The following is a 17033-nucleotide window of genomic DNA, read 5'->3' as shown; positions in this document are numbered from 1 at the left end:
AAAAAGATCGGAGCATGAGTGCGATATCGAGTTAGTCATCATCCATGTTACTAATAAGAAATAATCATTTCTGAATAGAAACAACAATATGGCATCACAAAGCCACTGTATTTAACCCAAAGCTCATCACATTTATCTTTGATACACCAGATATAAAAGTTGATCATCGAACTGCTTGAGATACGAGGGTTAAATTCTGCTGTGCAATATACATGTTCATCGGATAATTTGCATAGATTAAGTACAGTAAAATAATTAAGATTTTTAGAAAATAAGTTGATGTATGAACTTTTATAGAGAGTGAGAGTGGTGGCAACCCAAATTCGTCAGTTACCTCTCCATTTTTGCAGAGGTTAATACTTTAGGTAAAATTGATAAAAGGATATAATGTAGAACATTGATTAAGCAATGATTTCCTAACGTTAAGATCCATGTAAAAAAACCTGATTCATATAAATCGAGTAGACACTAACAGCATAAGACATTGAATTTAAAAACTGATATGAGTAGCATTATTCCCAAGTAGACTTTTTCTACCTTAAAATAAAAAATGATCTAGTTCATTACGCTTTCCAGTCCATAGGACTGGAAAGCGGCAAGCTCAAGTGACAGTGGATACCCCATATTTGAGTTGTTGCTGTAACTCATATGTGGATAGTGATTCGATTGGTATCTTGCTGGATAAAACGTTGTTATTGTCTTGGTTAGAGACCTCATTTTCTGGATAAAACGCCCCCACAACTTCTACCCCATCCTCTCCCTCATCCCGATCAAATACTGCATTGGCATAACCCTGTCTTGCCACCTGATCGAGTGACTCTTGTTGAAACCCACAAGCTTGGGCTTCTTGTTGCAGTTGCTTAGCTTCGATAATGGCTTGTTGCAAACTAACTCCCTCTCTTAAGGTCAAATCCACATAGTAGATCGGTGTGCCATAACTCTGACTGGTACTTTTCCCTCTTAAAGTCAGTTGTAACGGTAAACAGGACAGCAAACCATTGACTGCCGCATGGTAGTAACGCAGCCGTGCGGTTAAGGTACGAATGCTGTTAAAACCTGTGGTTCTCAGTACAAAGCTACCCAGCTCATCCTGTTCATCCAAGTTGACGTATAGACGGGCATAAGGCTTGCACTGTCCCCCTTGTGCCAGTGGGCACAGATCAGGCGATGGACAAGGATGTTGTTCAACCCCGTTACCTGTTCGACGCTGACAACTTTCACCATCACCAATACAGATTGGTCGTCCCGTCTGACGGTCAAACAAGGTGTATTCAGCCCGTAGATTGAGTTCTGGATCATCAAACAGCATGCGGACTGGAATACTTCTGAGTTTCTGATTGGGCGATTTGGCGCGCAGCTGTTCATCAAGGGGATGTTTAACCCAACCCTCTTTACTGTGGATTTGACTGGTAATGGTAAATTGATCATCTTTTTCAGGCAGGCGTTTACCATTCTTTTCCACCACCTTGCCCAGTCTTCGCCAGTGCCCAGAACTTCTTACCGCCTTTGAGTACCCCTGCGGTTTCCAGTTCAAAGCCTGCTTGTTCCGTTAGGTCACGGTAGAACTCCAGAATCTCCAAGGGCTGGACTTCCTGATAACGCTGACTGACTACGGAAAGTGGTGCATGGGTATCAGAACGATATAGTACCCGTTGTTCTTCATAGGGCAGAATGATGCTGTGTCCACGCTCATTCTGAGCCATGTAGCTGACATTGGAGGATTCAATCCGCCAGTCCATGCCTGCCTGCTGTGCCCAGACTTCAATCGGTTGATGAGGTGTCAGTGAATTGCCCAGACCATGCCAAGGGGTTTCACCGACATAGGCCATTTGTTCAAGTAGATGTGCCATACGATGACTCCTTATGACCAGAGGGTGCTGAATGAGGCATTGCTTGAGGCAGTTGTAAACTGTTGCTGGCATTCCTGACAGTGGTAATGTAGTGAATGTTGGTTATTGCTGTTATTTTGTTGATTCAGATAACTCACCACACAACCCATCACTCCCCCCACGGCAACTCCTGCGAGTAGTACCCACGGTTGGCGGTTGGCACGAAATTTCTGTGCAGTGGCTGCACCCATCAGGGCATAACTGACAATGGTGTGCAAGATTTGTGGTGTGTTGTTACCAGAAGGCAGTACCGTTGTGGTGGGTAAGCTAAGTGTTTGTGTTTTTTGGCTACCACAATGTGGGCAAGTCGGTTTTGACATTAGATTCTCCTTGATTCTTCAACATGTATAGACTTGCCGATTGGCAAATCCAGATCATATTTCCCGTAACAGCACGGAGCTGCTGCGGGTACATGATGAGAATATGTAAGTCAAATCTTTTGAATTGAGATTTATCCAGCCTGTAGGTAGCTACGTAACAGATCACGTGCCTGATTTAACTGCTGGGCTTGCTGTTCAATCAGCTGTCGTACAGCCTGAGGTAGGCTTTGATACTGATCGGGATGAAATTCAGCGATCTTGCGTCGATAGGCTGTTTGCAGGCTACTGGAATTTAACTGATGCGGTTGGAGGTCTAGGAGTTGACAGGCTTTAAGCAATTCATCGTTCAGAGGTTCAACATCCTCATCGGGTGCTGTTTCCTCAGTCTGTTGTGTTTGCTCTGTTAAAGCTTCTTCAATGGCCTTTTGCACATCTGGGAAGCTAATATTGAGGAAGGTGCAAAAATCCTCGGTCTGTCTTTGAAAGTCCAAATAACCATACTGATTGATATACATCAGTTGGATTGCACATTTAAACAGCAGCCGTTTCTGCATATCGCTCAGTTGTGATGAGCCTTTTGCCAACTGCTGTGCAACGATAATAAATGCTGGTCGAGATTGTTGCAGCATACGGTTTAAATCAACCTGCCGTTCCAGATCACAGGCTTTTAACAGATCCTGCATCAGGGCAAAACTGTCTGCCGAAAATGGCCCTTTGAATTTGGTCGCTATATAAATCAGGACATGCAAGGCACTCACAAAGACTTCCAGCCCCTGAGTATGGAGTAATGGAAATATTTCACCATTAACTATGCACCCTTTAATTTCCTTGGGCAAATATGTATATCAAAATTCGAGCAATATAGAGTCTTTCCTCAAGGAATTGCAGCTTACTATGCAAACACGTGTTTTCTTTGAACGTGAAGAAAACTGGAAAGCATCTTTTAAAACATATGAGCAAGCTTTTGATAAATGTTTTAAAAACATAATAAAAAATGTGTCTGGATTCGAGCTACAAGAGTTCACTCTAGAAAGTAGTTCCATTCAAAATGACTCACTACAATTTGATAATCTCATCAAACTCATAGCTGAAAAGTCATCAACATTAATTCATGAATCTGAGCCAGAGAAGTTCTTAGCAATCTTTTTAAAAAAAGAGCCATGCTTGAATCAACGAATGAGAGTACGTTTAATCGTAATACTTCAGAAGGATTTCATTGATGATCCTTACGGGTTCTCTGATTCTCATTTTTTTAAGAGTCTAAAACATACAGTTGAGTCTAGTAGCTGCTATGCCATTCAGCATGAAATGTCATGCCTAAACGGTTTTTTTAGAATCAACCGCTTTAACAAAAAAAGCCAAGACTTTAAGGAACAGATGAAATGGTTAAAAGGCTATCTAATAGGTACAGACATTTTATACAGAATGAATGAGCTGCAATCTACTTTCCAAATCATTTATTCAAAATTTGACTAATGCGATGCGAGTTTAATCATGGGAATATTCCAGCTAAACACCGCTGATTACCTCTTTATGAAATATCGCTCTATGGCTGTTGAATTGATGGCAGTAGTTGCTGACTATTATCCTCATCTGAGTAAAGCCGAAGCATTGAGAAAGGCAAATAATCAAGAATTTCCTTTCTCTGTGTTTAAGATAGATCAAAGTAAACGCGCACCTTTTCTGGTGCACGTTAAAGACTTAGCAGATGTTTTAGACAAAAAGTATTCAGAAGCTTCCAAAGATTTTGCTACGTTTCATCAATGAGGCGTAGCACCTCCTCTAACTGTATAACATTTCTTCTTGCTTTAATTGATACATATCGCTGCAAGCTACTCCAAGAGTCATGCAAACTAACTTTTTGAATCTCAGGAACAGTAAAGCTCTGTTCAGCTAATCGAGTACAACCTTCATGTCTCAAATCGTGGAAACGTAGGTCTTCAATTCCCAACATTCGGCATGCTTCTCTAAATTCTTTACCCAAACTCCTTGGATTCAGGGGCAATAACAAGTTTCCATCATGCCCAAGCTTTAACATCCGCTCTCGAATATCTAGATGTATCAACCGTTTAATAATTACTTCACATGGTTCCAAAACATCAAAAAATTTATGATTACCTTTTGAACCATTTGGATTCTTAAGATCGTGTACCTTCCATGTTGAATGGTACTGATCATAATCATGCAAAAATAGTCTAGTTAACTCCGCCTCTCGTCTACATGAAAAAATCGCAAACCACATAATTAAATGCATAGGGTACTTTGACCCATATCTATTTGATTTCCAGCGTTCAGAGAAATACTTCGTCAAAGCTACTAGCTCATCTCTTGTTGGCAGTCGATCACGTTTGGTACTTGATGAAATCTGACGAGTTTTTCTTAACTGAGCTGTTGCCTTATCAAATCCGTTCAGATCGATATCCATCTCCCACATTACAGCAGCATGTGATAAGACTCCTCGAATATGCAATAACTCATGTTGCTGAGTGCTCGTAGCAATCGGCTCTAAGCCAAGATGAGGAATACCACCCTTCCTTAAAGCAACATGCTCAGCTAAATGTACTGATTTTATTTTTGTGATAATATTGCGCGCGATTGGCAGCTTCTTGATTAAGAGCAGAGAATAGCGTTTCGTCCTTCCGTACTCGCTCCCGACTTCATCCAAATATTTATCTATGGCTTCGGATAAGGTCAGATCAATTAACTGTTCCTTACCCAGCAAAATATCTGGGTTTTCTTGAATTTCAACTTCTCTCTTCTTAAGCCAGATTTCAGCCAACTTTTTTGAATGAAATGTTTTACTTTCAGAATAAGTAGGAAAGCCCTTTCGATTAATTCGAATTGCTGCACGATAGGTAACACCTCCATCAGCACATTTCCTAGCTGTAATTGACCCCATAATTTACACCAAAAACCATTTTTTCCATTATGGTGTAAAATTTGGTGTAAATGCAAACCGATTACCCCGCCTAAATATGGGTTTACACAGATTCACGCAGGTTGTGAAATATTGATTAAAGGTATGATTTTTAATGACTAATATCAAAAACATTGAAACCACTAAATCTCCACGAATCAGTGTCGCCCCGATGATGGATTGGACAACCAAAGACTATCGATATTTTGCTCGCCTGTTTAACCCAAATGTCGTGCTTTATACCGAAATGGTGACCACGGGTGCAATTATTCATGGTGATGCGCCACGTCATTTAAACTTCAATCAGCAAGAACACCCGATTGTGCTGCAACTGGGTGGCTCAGATCCCAAAGAACTTGCGACCTGTAGCAAAATGGCGCAAGACTGGGGTTATGATGAAATTAACCTGAATGTTGGCTGCCCAAGCGACCGCGTACAAAATAATAAAATTGGTGCATGTCTCATGGCAGAACCTGAACTGGTCGCAGAATGTATTGCAGCCATGCAACATGCCGTGCAAATCCCTGTACATGTCAAACACCGCATCGGGATTGATGACATGCAGTCTTATGACGAAATGCTACATTTTGTTGATACCGTGGCTCAAACAGGCTGTACGCATTTTGTGGTACATGCCCGTATTGCATTACTCAAAGGCTTATCACCCAAAGAAAACCGTGAAGTTCCCCCTTTACGCTATGAAGATGTCTACCGCTTAAAACAAGATCGTCCTCATCTGTTTATTGAAATTAATGGCGGGATAAAAACCGTTGCTGAAACCAAAGCCTATCTAGAACATGTTGATGGGGTGATGATCGGACGCGAAGCCTATCACAATCCATATTTGCTGGCAGAACTGGGCGAGCTGTGGAATCTGGAGATGCCTGACCGTTTTGAGATCATGCAGCAGATGTTGCCTTACATTCAGCAACGTCTTGCCGAAGGTGCGCCTTTGTCGATTATTACCCGTCATATTTTAGGCTTGTTCCAGAACCTGCCAGGCGCACGCAAATGGCGTCAGGCACTGAGTGGCGGCAATGCCAAAACCTTTACTGATGTTGAACATGCGATTGAGAACATTCAGGCAGCGATGAAACGCACTGAAGATTATTTACGAGAAGCGCAGCTTTAAATATTTTGGTCAACAGTATCGAGCATGTTGATACTGCTGACCATTTGTTTCCATTTTTGTAAATATATTGCTCTATACATTTAAAAAGACGCGTTTAAATGTAATCAAAAAATATACATACAGCTCTACGGTGACTGTATGCACCAATCGGACATCAAACTGATTTTTTACGAAGTGCTTCGAGTTTTTTCAGCACTTCAGCCACCGCAATCATGGCAAAACTTGACGTTACTACCACCGCAGACCCATAGCCGCCACAGCGCAAGCCCGCGCTTGAGCAAACATCAGCACTGGAAAATGGATTATCGATCGAGTAAACACAGGTAATGCCAAACTTCTCTTTGGGCTTTTTACAAATGCCTTTACTGCGCAACTGGGCGCGCAGTTTTGCCAGCATCGGGTCTTGCTCTGTTTTGGACAAATCCGCCACACGGATTTTCAGTGGGTCGAGTTTGCCCCCTGCACCACCTGACACAATCAACGGAATCTTGTTAAAACGACAATGTAGCATCAAGGCAAGTTTAGCTTTGACATCATCAATACAGTCCAGAATCACATCAGGCACATCAATCAAAAGTTCTTTAACATTTTCAGGGCTAAGATAATCGTCAATGACGTTGACCTGCATACGCGGATTAATCTGGCGGCAACGCTCTGCCATCACCGCAACTTTGTCCTGCCCCAGTGTCGAGCTGATAGCAGGTAACTGGCGGTTAATATTGGATGATGCAATCACGTCCATATCGACCAGTGTTAAACGTCCAATGCCTGTACGTGCCAAGGCTTCCACTGCCCAACTGCCCACACCGCCAATCCCGATCACCATGACATGGCTTTGTTCAAACTGATTGAAATTCGGCTCACCATAAATTTTGGCAACACCTGCAAAACGGCGGTCATATTCATCATGAGCAAGATCGGTCATAGCACTAACATTTCAGGAATTAAAAGACAGGGCGGCTATTTTACTGCTTTTTGCAACCTAGAGGGAATGAAAAAAGCGCCGAGAATGTCTTGGCGCTTTTTCTCTAGAACATCAATAGGCTTCTTTCATCAATCCTTTGTGTTCCTCCTTACCAGGAGAAAAATAAAGAGGTTGTAAATTTTGCTGAAAGAAGTCCAACATTAGGACGCGATCAGATGACGCAACACATAATGCAAGATCCCGCCTGCTTTAAAATATTCCACTTCATTCAGCGTATCGATTCGGCACAATACTTCAAACTGATCACGCGAACCATCAACACGTTTGACATGGACCTGTAAGCTTTGATGTGGCTGTAAATGATCAGAAAGCCCTGAAATTGAAATAATCTCTTGTCCTCTTAAATTCAGGCTTTGGCGGGTTTGTCCATCAACAAACTGTAGCGGTAACACGCCCATGCCTACCAGATTGGAGCGGTGAATCCGTTCAAAACTTTCCGCAATCACGGCTTTTACGCCAAGTAAATTCGTTCCTTTGGCAGCCCAGTCACGCGATGAACCTGTCCCATATTCTTTACCTGCAATAATCAGCAGTGGTGTATGTTCTTGCTGATAGCGCATTGCCGCATCATAAATTGCAAGTTTCTCCGCGCTCGGGATATGAATGGTGTTGCCGCCCTCTTCCCCCCCTAGCATTTCGTTTTTAATGCGGATATTGGCAAATGTGCCGCGCATCATCACTTCATGATTGCCACGGCGTGAACCATAGGAGTTAAAGTCTTTCGGCTCAACCCCATGAGCTTGCAAGTAACGTCCCGCAGGGCTGTCTTTTTTGATATTGCCCGCAGGTGAAATGTGGTCTGTGGTGACCGAGTCGCCCAGCACCGCCAAAATTCGGGCATCGACAATATTGTCAATTGGTACAGGAGGCTGATCAATGTCTGCAAAAAATGGTGGATGCTGAATATACGTCGAACTATCATCCCACGCATAGGTTTGGCTTTCAGGAATCTGAATCGCTTTCCAACTGGCATCTCCCTCAAACACCTGTGCGTATTCGCGGTGGAACATGGCGGTATTGACTTGCCGTAATGCCGTGGTAATTTCCTCTGTAGTCGGCCAAATATCTTTGAGGTAAATTGCTTCCCCCTGATCGTTGGTCGCCAATGGTTCTTTGGTTAAATCGATACGAATCGTACCTGCCAAACCAAAAGCAATCACCAACGGTGGCGATGCCAGCCAGTTGGTTTTGACCAGTGGATGCACCCGACCTTCGAAGTTACGGTTACCTGAAAGTACCGATGCTACATTCAGATCATGACATTGAATCGCTTCTTCAATCACTTCAGGTAAAGGTCCAGAATTACCAATACAGGTGGTACAACCATAACCGACTAACTGATAACCTAGCTGATTGAGATACGGGGTCAATCCTGCGGCATCAAGGTAGTCTGTCACCACTTTAGAACCAGGTGCTAAAGAACTTTTCACCCACGGTTTACGCTGTAAGCCTTTTTCGATGGCTTTTTTCGCCAGCAAACCCGCTGCCAACATAACGCTTGGGTTGGAGGTGTTGGTACATGAAGTAATTGCCGAAATGACCACATCACCATGTTTGAGCTCAAAGTGTTCACCATTGAGCGTACAGCTTGGTGCATCATTTTGCACACTGGCGGTTTGTGCAGCCACTGCTGTACCACCACCTTCATTTTCAAGTTTTTCTTTATCCTGTTTGGCGGGCTTCATACTAAGTTCTAAGACTTCATCAAAAGTTTTAGCAACATTCGACAGTAGCACTCGATCTTGCGGACGTTTCGGCCCTGCCAAACAGGCTTCAACACTGGACATATCCAGACTTAAACTGTCAGTAAATTCAGGTTCATCACCTGCGTAACGCCATAAACCCTGTGCCTGACTATAGGCTTCAACCAGTGCAATCCGTTCAGGCTGGCGACCAGTTAGACGTAGATATTCCAAGGTCACTTCATCAATCGGGAAAAAGCCACAGGTTGCGCCATATTCAGGTGCCATATTGGCAATTGTCGCACGGTCAGCCAATGGCAAAGCTGCCAAGCCATCACCATAAAATTCTACAAACTTACCCACCACACCTTTTTTACGCAGCATCTGGGTAATGGTCAGCACCAGATCCGTGGCAGTAATCCCTTCAGGTAATTTTCCTGTGAGTTTAAAACCAATCACTTCGGGAATCAGCATCGAAATCGGTTGTCCGAGCATGGCGGCTTCGGCTTCAATTCCACCGACACCCCAACCAAGCACACCTAAGCCGTTGATCATGGTGGTATGCGAGTCTGTCCCCACCAAGGTATCAGGGAAGGCAAAAGTTTGCCCGTCATCTTCGGCTGTCCAAACCGCTTGTGCCAAATATTCCAGATTGACCTGATGGCAAATCCCTGTGCCTGGCGGCACCACACTAAAATTATTAAATGCCGACTGCCCCCAACGTAAGAACTGGTAACGTTCGGCGTTGCGCTGCATTTCGATTTCAACATTGTCATGAAAAGCATGACTACTGGCAAAATGATCAACCATCACCGAGTGATCAATCACCAGATCCACGGGTGACAGCGGATTAATCTTGTCAGGGTTCTGACCTGCTTTGGCAACTGCTGCACGCATTGCAGCCAAATCGACCACCGCGGGTACACCCGTAAAATCCTGCATCAATACCCGTGCAGGGCGGTACTGAATTTCCTGTTCACTGGTTTTTTGTTTTAACCAATCCACAATCGCATGAATATGAGCACTGGTAACCGTATGGTTATCTTCAAATCTCAGGAGGTTTTCCAGTAATACTTTCAATGATTTTGGCAGTTTGCTTAAATCACCAAGCCGTTCCGCGGCTTTGGGTAAACTAAAGTACTGATAACTCTGCGTACCCACCTGCAAGGTTTGTAATGCATGAAAACTGTTAATGTGACTGTATTTAGATTTAGCATGAGCCATACGGGAATCCTCCGATTCGGCATTTTATTTTTAGGCGTCCTTTCTTCTTTACTTTATGCCGATTTAACTGGAGAAGTGTTCTGTTTTGGTTAGAGCATGTTGGTCTTTGCAAGCGGCAAAACATCTAAGGTATTTTGCCAAAGCTTTTCAGCTAAAGGCTCAACAGGCAGATTCAAGCTCTGTGCCAGACCTTCGAGTACAAAAGGTAAATTCACAGGCGTATTGCGTGTGCGCTGCTCGCTTAAGACCTGACAACAAAGTGGCGTCATATCAGGACAGTCGGTTTCTAAAACCAGATGTTCAGCACCCACAGCCTGCACCACCTGATGCAGTTTTTTGGCATTCGGGTTGGTAATCTGCCCTGTAACACCCAGCTTAAAACCCATCTGAATAAAAGCTTTGGCTTCTTCAATGCCGCCACTAAAAGCATGGGCAATCCCACCTTGCCGAAAGCGCTGTTTTTTTAACAGTGCCAGAACATCGGCATGACTTTTACGAATATGCAATAACACAGGTAAGTCAAACTGCTGTGCCAGTTCCAGTTGCGCCGTAAAATACTGTTTTTGTTTTTCTAATAATTCAGGCTGTTTATGTTGTTTTAAAAAGGTATCTAAACCGATTTCTCCCACTGCCGCACAAGTTTGCTGTCTCAGCATATGCTCTAAATGCTGTAAATGTTCTGGCTGATGTTCTTCGATATAAAATGGATGTAACCCAGGTGCCAGATAACTTTTCGGCACATGACTCCACTGCTGAAGTTGTTGATATGTCGCCAATAAATCATCAAACCGTGATGCGACAAATCCAATCAACACCAAAGCCTTCACCCCAACCTTTTTCGCAGCCAGTGCCAAGATTTCCCGATCTGGATCGAACTCGGGAACATCGAAATGGGTATGGGTATCAAATAAAGCCAAACTCATGTTGAATGCTGAACTTTGCTGGCAGTTTTGGTCTGCGTTATCTCTGGTTTTGGTAAATATTCAGGTTTAAGAATCCCTTTTAACTGTGCGTATGGAATAGTAAAACTTGGCATCCCGACCACATAAGGTCCAATTTCATATTCTGCATATTGCAGCACCAAACCTTGCGAGCTGAGATAAAAATTATTCGTGAGTTTAAATGGCCAAGCATCTTCATATTCTTGAACATTGTCTGCCAGTTTTTGCGCCTCGACCCACTGTGCAAACTGCTGATGCAACTGTTTTAACAAAGCATTTCTACGATCTGGCAATAAAATGTCATTCAAATGAAGCTGCTGCTGATGTTTCAAATCAAACATTAAATATTGCTGTGCGGCAGCACCATGCGCCCCACCCAAGAAACTATCCGAATTGAGCTGTACCGTAACCAAATGATCCTGTTTGCGCAAAATTTTGGGCTGAACATGAAAACTGATTTGCGGATTGGCATTGATCTTTTTCAGTTCCTGATCCAGTGCTAAAAAAGCTTTGGCATATTGTTGCACTTGCTGATGCAGATCAGTCGTTTGAGGTTCTGATGCCACAAGTTCCGAAGCTGCTGGATTAACCATGCTTAAATCCAGAGTATCGCGTAAGGTCGCAATAATTGCCGCATCCACCTGTTGATCAATAAAGGCATAATTGGTTTTTAAACGCTGCACTTGAAACTCAGGGCAATTGTTGCCTTCACAGGCAGGAAGCTGTACAGGGATATTGTCTAAATTGGCAGTAAACTCAAATGGTGCAGGTTTGGGTTTCACCTGAGCCACTTTCGGAGTCGAGATAGACTGCTCGGCATCATCATTTTGTTTCTGACAGGCACTCAAGCATAAACTCGCACTAAGCACCGATACAGAGAATAGGATCGAGAGATTTTTATGCAACATCAATGCCGCCTTTATTGTCATGCTTTTAATTAAAATAACGCCATTTCGTTCACAGTGTTGTATTGTTTTTTAAAACATTTTGTGAAAAACATCAGCTTTGAGCATTTGCTGGGTTTGCGACTTGTTCAGGAAAATTTCCAATTGCTTGGCATCTTTCACAATTTCATTGGCACGGTAATGTAACCCGACGCCTTCACCATCGAAAAACCAGTCAGCTTGTCCCCAGTGCAATTTTTTGGGCGCAGCGAGCTGTACATTCTTGGGCTGCTTTTTCAGCCATTGCTGATAGGCACTTTGAACAATCCCATCAAATGCCACCTGCTGCTTAGGCTCAATCACATCCAAAATACTCAGGTCTTTTTGCAGTTTACGGTCAGCAACAAAGAAGTATTGGCGTTCTTTAATTTCGACATCTGCCTGCCGACTGCTCACCTGCATCTGGAGCAAAACATACTGGTTACGCTGGGAAGCCACACGGGTCTGTATATGTAACCGATATGGCTGATTGGCTGAAAATTCATGTTGCCAGATATCTGACTTTTTCACATAAGCGTTAATCGCCTGTTGCAAGCTCAAGTTTTGTTTTAGGTCAATCTGGGCTTGTACCACTTTACTCTGATTTGTCGTAATCCAATGATTAAGCCACGTATCTTTAGTGACTAAACTTTGAATATCGATATCAATGCAGTTTTTCTTTTCACAAAATGGCAATGCATATTCAGCGCGTTTGGTCTGAATATCGAGATAAGGCAACACATCGGGATTACTATTTTGTGTGCTGCTGGCTGCTTGTTCTTGTTGTTTGCCAGGTTCTTTATGACATGCACTCAGTAACAATACGCTCGACAAGATTGCCATGATGAGTGTTTGCTGTTGTTTCATGTATTTAGTCCATTGATCCATTTTGGAAAAACAGCCTCTCAAAAGAAGCTGTTTTTAATATTACTCAACTTAGTGTTCGCGAGTATTACGGAACTGAATATCAGGATAGCGCTCTTGCATGATCTGTAAATTCACACGGCTCGGTGCAAGATAAGTTAAATGCCCACCGCCATCGACAGACAATTGGTCATGCGCTTTTTTCTTAAATTCATTGAATTTCTTTTCATCATCACAAGCGACCCAACGTACCGTGTTGATGTTGACTGGCTCATAAATACAGTCCACTTTGTATTCTTCTTTCAGGCGGTAAGCAACCACGTCAAACTGAAGTACACCGACCGCGCCCACAATCAGGTCATTGCTGTTTTGTGGCATAAACACTTGTGTTGCGCCCTCTTCAGACAACTCTTTGAGACCTTTTTGCAGCTGTTTCGACTTCAACGGATCTCTCAAACGTACACGGCGGAACATTTCTGGGGCAAAGTGTGGGATCCCCGTGAAATGTAGGTTTTCACCACTGGTAAAAGTATCGCCAATCTGAATCGTACCATGGTTATGTAAACCAATAATGTCACCTGGCCACGCTTCTTCTAAATGCTCACGTTCACCTGCCAAGAAGGTTAAGGCATCTGAAATACGTACCTCTTTACCAAGGCGAACATGGTTCATTTTTAAGCCTTTTTCGTATTTTCCTGAGCAAATACGCATAAAAGCAATACGGTCACGGTGTTTCGGGTCCATATTGGCTTGAATTTTAAAGACAAACCCAGAGAAACCCTCTTCGCTTGCTTCAACAGGACGTTCTTGCGTTGGGTGTGCTTTTGGTTCTGGTGCCCACTGAATAAACGCATCCAAGACATGATCCACTGCAAAGTTACCCAACGCTGTACCAAACAGGACAGGTGTTTGTTTGCCTTGTAAGAACAGTTCACGATCTAGCGGTTCATTTGCCATTTGCACCAATTCGAGTGATTCCTCAAATGCAGCAAATGCCAACTCACCTACTTTTTCACGAATATCAGGATAATCATAACCATCACGGACTTCAATATCGGTAATGGTTGAGCCAAAACCGGCTTTATATACGTAAAGTTTATTTTCTAATAAGTTGTATACACCTGCGAAATCGCGCCCCATCCCTAATGGCCAAGTAATCGGCACACATTGAATTTTCAGCACGTTTTCAATTTCATCAAGCAACTCTAAAGGTTCGCGAATTTCGCGGTCCATTTTGTTGACGAAAGAAATAATCGGCGTATCACGCATACGACAGACTTCCATCAATTTGATGGTTCGATCTTCGACCCCTTTTGCACCATCAATCACCATCAACGCAGAGTCAACCGCCGTCAAGGTACGGTAAGTATCTTCTGAGAAGTCTTCATGCCCTGGGGTGTCAAGCAAGTTAATCACATGATTTTTATAAGGAAACTGCATCACGGAGGTGGTAATGGAAATCCCACGTTCTTTTTCCATTTCCATCCAGTCAGAAGTTGCTGCACGGTCGGACTTACGGCTTTTCACCATTCCTGCAACCTGAATGGCTTTCCCCCATAACAGCAATTTTTCTGTCATCGTGGTTTTACCCGCATCGGGGTGGGAAATGATAGCAAATGTACGGCGTTGGGCGACCTGAGCCACCAATTCATCTTTAAACATGAGAGCAATCTTCAATATGTACGCAGTTTTGTACCTATTTAAACATGAGTACAAAACAGAAAATATAAGGATTCAAAATTGGCGCCATTGTAGCAGATTTAAGAATTTCTGTTGATTGATTGTTGATTTGCCTAAACTGTTCATATTGAATTAAATTTTGAAAACATATTGCTTGTTTGGCGGTATTCACTCGTCTAAGCATTTCAAAATAATCTAAAAATTAAATAGATGTAAATTTTGTCGCCGATAGAATTAAAATCAGCAGATCACCTAAAATACGAGAACCGTCATCATTGTCGATCACGTCAACTTAAGCTGAATTGAACCCGAAAAGCTTTAAACCAAGCAAATGGCTACATTGATTAAATGCCTTTCATCATGATTGATACTATTTTATTGTTCTATAAACATAGGTTAATGAAAGAAGCCTTACTCAATAAAAAAGGCGCTCCAATATTTGAAGCACCTCTCTTATTGATCTCTTAAACACTGATCGTGAATAAAATTATTTAATCTTACAAAGCAACCTGTGTTCCTAATTGAACTGTCCTATTCGGTGGCAATCCAAAATATTGATGAATTTCACCCGCCTGTCTAAACAATATATTAAATACATTAAATTCGACATGATTTAAAAAGTTTCCATTATTAATAATAATGGTATCTGAAACAAAAAAAGTTGTTGACATTAAATCAAACTTCCAATCATGTAACTTTAACCCTTCAATCAATGGAACTAAATAAGGATATTCCCTAAAGCCAAAATAAACTGTGACTTGATAGAAATTATCAAATATTTCATTCACTTTCACTTTATCTTCTTGAGCAACATAAGGAGAATTCAAGGTTTCAACAGTTAAAGAAATATTATATTCATGAATAACCTGATAATGCTTTAAATTATGTAGTAAAGCATTTGGAATCAGATCTTTATCCGAAGTTAAATAAATAGCAGTTCCACTAACTTTATGAATTCCCTGATTTAATATATTCGGCAATATATCCAAATTCAAACTTTGGTTCCGACGCTCTTCTTTTAAATAATGCATTCCTTTTTGCCAAATAAAGAGAATCGAAAATACTACGCATCCAATTAAAATTGGCAACCAAGCGCCTGTTGCAATTTTGGTCAAGTTTGAAATAACAAAACCAATTTCAATAATCAAGAACAGCCCGAGTAAACATAATTTAAAATAAGATGCTCTATATAGGAGTTGCATATAAATCAATAGAATCGTTGTAATTAACATCGTTCCTGATACAGCAAGACCGTAGGCTGATGCCAATGCCCCTGATGATTTAAATGTAACAACAAGAAATAGAACCCCAAGCAACATTAACCAGTTAATAAAGGGAATATAAACCTGGCCTTTTTCTTGATCCGATGTGTGTAAAAAATTAATTCGAGGTAAAAGGCTTAAGCGAGATGCCTCTAATGTCAGTGAAAATGTTCCCGAGATAGTCGCTTGCGATGCGATAACCGTTGCAAAAGTTGCAAGAATAACTAAAAAGATTAAACCTGATGAAGGCATAAGCAGGAAAAATGGATTATTAATTGCAGTAGGTTCATGCATTAATAAAGCGCCTTGCCCCAAATAGTTCAAAGTTAAACTTGGCCAAACTAAACCATACCATGCGACACGAATCGCACGTGCACCAAAATGCCCCATATCGGCATATAGAGCTTCACCACCAGTTAATGCTAAAAATACTGCTGATAGTAAAAATATGCCTTCTTTGGGTTGATTAAAAAAGAACTGTACCGCATAAAATGGATTAAACGCATATAGTACAGCGGGGTTTATAAATATTTCTTTTAAACCCAATATACCAAGCGTTAAAAACCAGATAATCATGATTGGCCCAAATAATAATCCTCCAATCTTTTGAGTTCCATAACGTTGAAACAAAAAAAGCATAATCAATACGCTAATGGTGATTGGAATAATCCATGATTTGAACTGTATGGTAATCAGCTCTGTCCCTTCGATTGCTGAAAGCACAGAGATTGCAGGTGTAATAAAAGCATCCGCATAAAATAACCCTGCCGCAAACAACCCAAGTAATAAAACCACACGAGCTTGTTTAGAACCAGGTTTTATTTTTTTCAGAACTAATGCTAATAGTGATAAAACGCCCCCCTCACCATTATTATTATATTGCATTACCACACTAATATATTTAACAGTAACAATCAGAAGAACCGACCAAATGAATGCCGATAAAACCGATAATATATTTAGTTCATTTAAAGCAAGACCATGTAAAAAGGCTTCTTTAAATGAGTAGAGTGGGCTAGTACCAATGTCTCCATACACGACCCCTAGAGCAGCCAGTGCAAGGCTACTTATTTTTTTATTTGACATACTCTTACTATCCAAATTGGATTATTCGAGATTATATTCTTATTTTCCTAATAGCTAAAGACTTGACAAATTCTATCAATATCAATGTTTTTATATATTTTATAGTTCAATAAGTAAATTAAATAAGT

Annotated in this window: 14 protein-coding genes and 1 pseudogene; 3 read left to right on the top strand and 12 right to left on the bottom strand. The window is 41.7% G+C overall.

Features of this window, described 5'->3' with window-relative positions; genetic code table 11:
• Positions 1-601 precede the first annotated feature (601 nt).
• The 4 genes and pseudogenes from ACX1N5_RS09855 to ACX1N5_RS09840 all read right to left on the bottom strand — a co-directional run bounded on the left by ACX1N5_RS09855 (position 602) and on the right by ACX1N5_RS09840 (position 2967).
• Positions 602-1474, bottom strand: coding sequence for a recombination directionality factor (locus ACX1N5_RS09855; RefSeq protein WP_458801806.1), 873 nt, complete (start codon positions 1472-1474; stop codon positions 602-604).
• A pseudogene (locus tag ACX1N5_RS09850) lies at positions 1467-1850 on the bottom strand (DUF932 domain-containing protein); the annotation flags it as partial. The pseudogene ACX1N5_RS09850 and the gene ACX1N5_RS09855, both read right to left, overlap by 8 nt.
• Before the next feature lie 11 nt (positions 1851-1861).
• Positions 1862-2209: a hypothetical protein gene (locus ACX1N5_RS09845; protein ID WP_458801598.1), complete on the bottom strand. Its 348-nt coding sequence runs from the start codon at positions 2207-2209 to the stop codon at positions 1862-1864.
• Positions 2210-2340: 131 nt separating this feature from the next.
• Positions 2341-2967 (bottom strand): J domain-containing protein, encoded by a 627-nt coding sequence (locus tag ACX1N5_RS09840; RefSeq protein ID WP_458801599.1) that lies wholly within the window; start codon positions 2965-2967, stop codon positions 2341-2343.
• 136 nt (positions 2968-3103) lie between these two features.
• Between ACX1N5_RS09840 and ACX1N5_RS09835 the strand changes: the two genes are divergently transcribed.
• Complete coding sequence (locus tag ACX1N5_RS09835) at positions 3104-3685, top strand: hypothetical protein (RefSeq protein WP_458801601.1); 582 nt, start codon at positions 3104-3106, stop codon at positions 3683-3685.
• A gap of 18 nt (positions 3686-3703) precedes the next feature.
• Positions 3704-3976 carry a pyocin activator PrtN family protein gene (locus ACX1N5_RS09830; RefSeq protein WP_458801603.1) on the top strand — a complete coding sequence of 91 codons (273 nt, stop codon included), beginning with the start codon at positions 3704-3706 and terminating at the stop codon, positions 3974-3976.
• Here ACX1N5_RS09830 and ACX1N5_RS09825 read toward each other — a convergent pair.
• Positions 3960-5108 (bottom strand): tyrosine-type recombinase/integrase, encoded by a 1149-nt coding sequence (locus ACX1N5_RS09825; RefSeq protein ID WP_458801605.1) that lies wholly within the window; start codon positions 5106-5108, stop codon positions 3960-3962. The two genes, ACX1N5_RS09830 and ACX1N5_RS09825, sit on opposite strands and share 17 nt — an antisense overlap.
• Before the next feature lie 133 nt (positions 5109-5241).
• On the opposite strand from ACX1N5_RS09825, the gene dusA reads away from it, so the two are divergent.
• Positions 5242-6258, top strand: coding sequence for a tRNA dihydrouridine(20/20a) synthase DusA (dusA, locus tag ACX1N5_RS09820; protein WP_458801607.1), 1017 nt, complete (start codon positions 5242-5244; stop codon positions 6256-6258).
• Positions 6259-6412: 154 nt separating this feature from the next.
• On the opposite strand, the gene ACX1N5_RS09815 is transcribed toward dusA, so the two are convergent.
• The 7 genes from ACX1N5_RS09815 to ACX1N5_RS09785 all read right to left on the bottom strand — a co-directional run bounded on the left by ACX1N5_RS09815 (position 6413) and on the right by ACX1N5_RS09785 (position 16905).
• A complete protein-coding gene (locus ACX1N5_RS09815; RefSeq protein ID WP_458801609.1) occupies positions 6413-7183 on the bottom strand; it encodes a tRNA threonylcarbamoyladenosine dehydratase in 771 nt (256 codons plus the stop codon).
• Between the two features lie 200 nt (positions 7184-7383).
• Positions 7384-10149: an aconitate hydratase AcnA gene (acnA, locus tag ACX1N5_RS09810; protein ID WP_458801611.1), complete on the bottom strand. Its 2766-nt coding sequence runs from the start codon at positions 10147-10149 to the stop codon at positions 7384-7386.
• A gap of 89 nt (positions 10150-10238) precedes the next feature.
• A complete protein-coding gene (locus ACX1N5_RS09805; RefSeq protein WP_228259239.1) occupies positions 10239-11066 on the bottom strand; it encodes a TatD family hydrolase in 828 nt (275 codons plus the stop codon).
• 2 nt (positions 11067-11068) lie between these two features.
• A complete protein-coding gene (locus tag ACX1N5_RS09800; protein ID WP_131379125.1) occupies positions 11069-11998 on the bottom strand; it encodes a DUF3298 and DUF4163 domain-containing protein in 930 nt (309 codons plus the stop codon).
• A 69-nt stretch (positions 11999-12067) separates the two neighbouring features.
• Entirely contained in the window at positions 12068-12880 is an 813-nt protein-coding gene (locus ACX1N5_RS09795; protein ID WP_458801613.1) for a hypothetical protein, read from the bottom strand.
• Positions 12881-12949: 69 nt separating this feature from the next.
• Positions 12950-14539 carry a peptide chain release factor 3 gene (locus ACX1N5_RS09790; RefSeq protein ID WP_004753795.1) on the bottom strand — a complete coding sequence of 530 codons (1590 nt, stop codon included), beginning with the start codon at positions 14537-14539 and terminating at the stop codon, positions 12950-12952.
• A gap of 515 nt (positions 14540-15054) precedes the next feature.
• Positions 15055-16905 carry a potassium transporter Kup gene (locus ACX1N5_RS09785; RefSeq protein WP_131379128.1) on the bottom strand — a complete coding sequence of 617 codons (1851 nt, stop codon included), beginning with the start codon at positions 16903-16905 and terminating at the stop codon, positions 15055-15057.
• Positions 16906-17033: the final 128 nt, after the last annotated feature.

The sequence above is a fragment of the Acinetobacter sp. ANC 4636 genome, assembly GCF_054454555.1.
Note: the sequence above shows the minus strand (reverse complement) of the source record. Positions and strands in the feature narration are given on the sequence as shown.

What these genes read in the sequence shown, in the direction of transcription:
- ACX1N5_RS09815 (WP_458801609.1), bottom strand. Translation starts at nt 7,183, where the DNA reads ATGACCGATCTTGCTCATGATGAATATGACCGCCGTTTTGCAGGTGTT.
- ACX1N5_RS09830 (WP_458801603.1), top strand. Translation starts at nt 3,704, where the DNA reads ATGGGAATATTCCAGCTAAACACCGCTGATTACCTCTTTATGAAATAT.
- ACX1N5_RS09795 (WP_458801613.1), bottom strand. Translation starts at nt 12,880, where the DNA reads ATGAAACAACAGCAAACACTCATCATGGCAATCTTGTCGAGCGTATTG.
- dusA (WP_458801607.1), top strand. Translation starts at nt 5,242, where the DNA reads ATGACTAATATCAAAAACATTGAAACCACTAAATCTCCACGAATCAGT.
- ACX1N5_RS09845 (WP_458801598.1), bottom strand. Translation starts at nt 2,209, where the DNA reads ATGTCAAAACCGACTTGCCCACATTGTGGTAGCCAAAAAACACAAACA.
- ACX1N5_RS09800 (WP_131379125.1), bottom strand. Translation starts at nt 11,998, where the DNA reads ATGTTGCATAAAAATCTCTCGATCCTATTCTCTGTATCGGTGCTTAGT.
- ACX1N5_RS09785 (WP_131379128.1), bottom strand. Translation starts at nt 16,905, where the DNA reads ATGTCAAATAAAAAAATAAGTAGCCTTGCACTGGCTGCTCTAGGGGTC.
- ACX1N5_RS09835 (WP_458801601.1), top strand. Translation starts at nt 3,104, where the DNA reads ATGCAAACACGTGTTTTCTTTGAACGTGAAGAAAACTGGAAAGCATCT.
- acnA (WP_458801611.1), bottom strand. Translation starts at nt 10,149, where the DNA reads ATGGCTCATGCTAAATCTAAATACAGTCACATTAACAGTTTTCATGCA.
- ACX1N5_RS09790 (WP_004753795.1), bottom strand. Translation starts at nt 14,539, where the DNA reads ATGTTTAAAGATGAATTGGTGGCTCAGGTCGCCCAACGCCGTACATTT.
- ACX1N5_RS09825 (WP_458801605.1), bottom strand. Translation starts at nt 5,108, where the DNA reads ATGGGGTCAATTACAGCTAGGAAATGTGCTGATGGAGGTGTTACCTAT.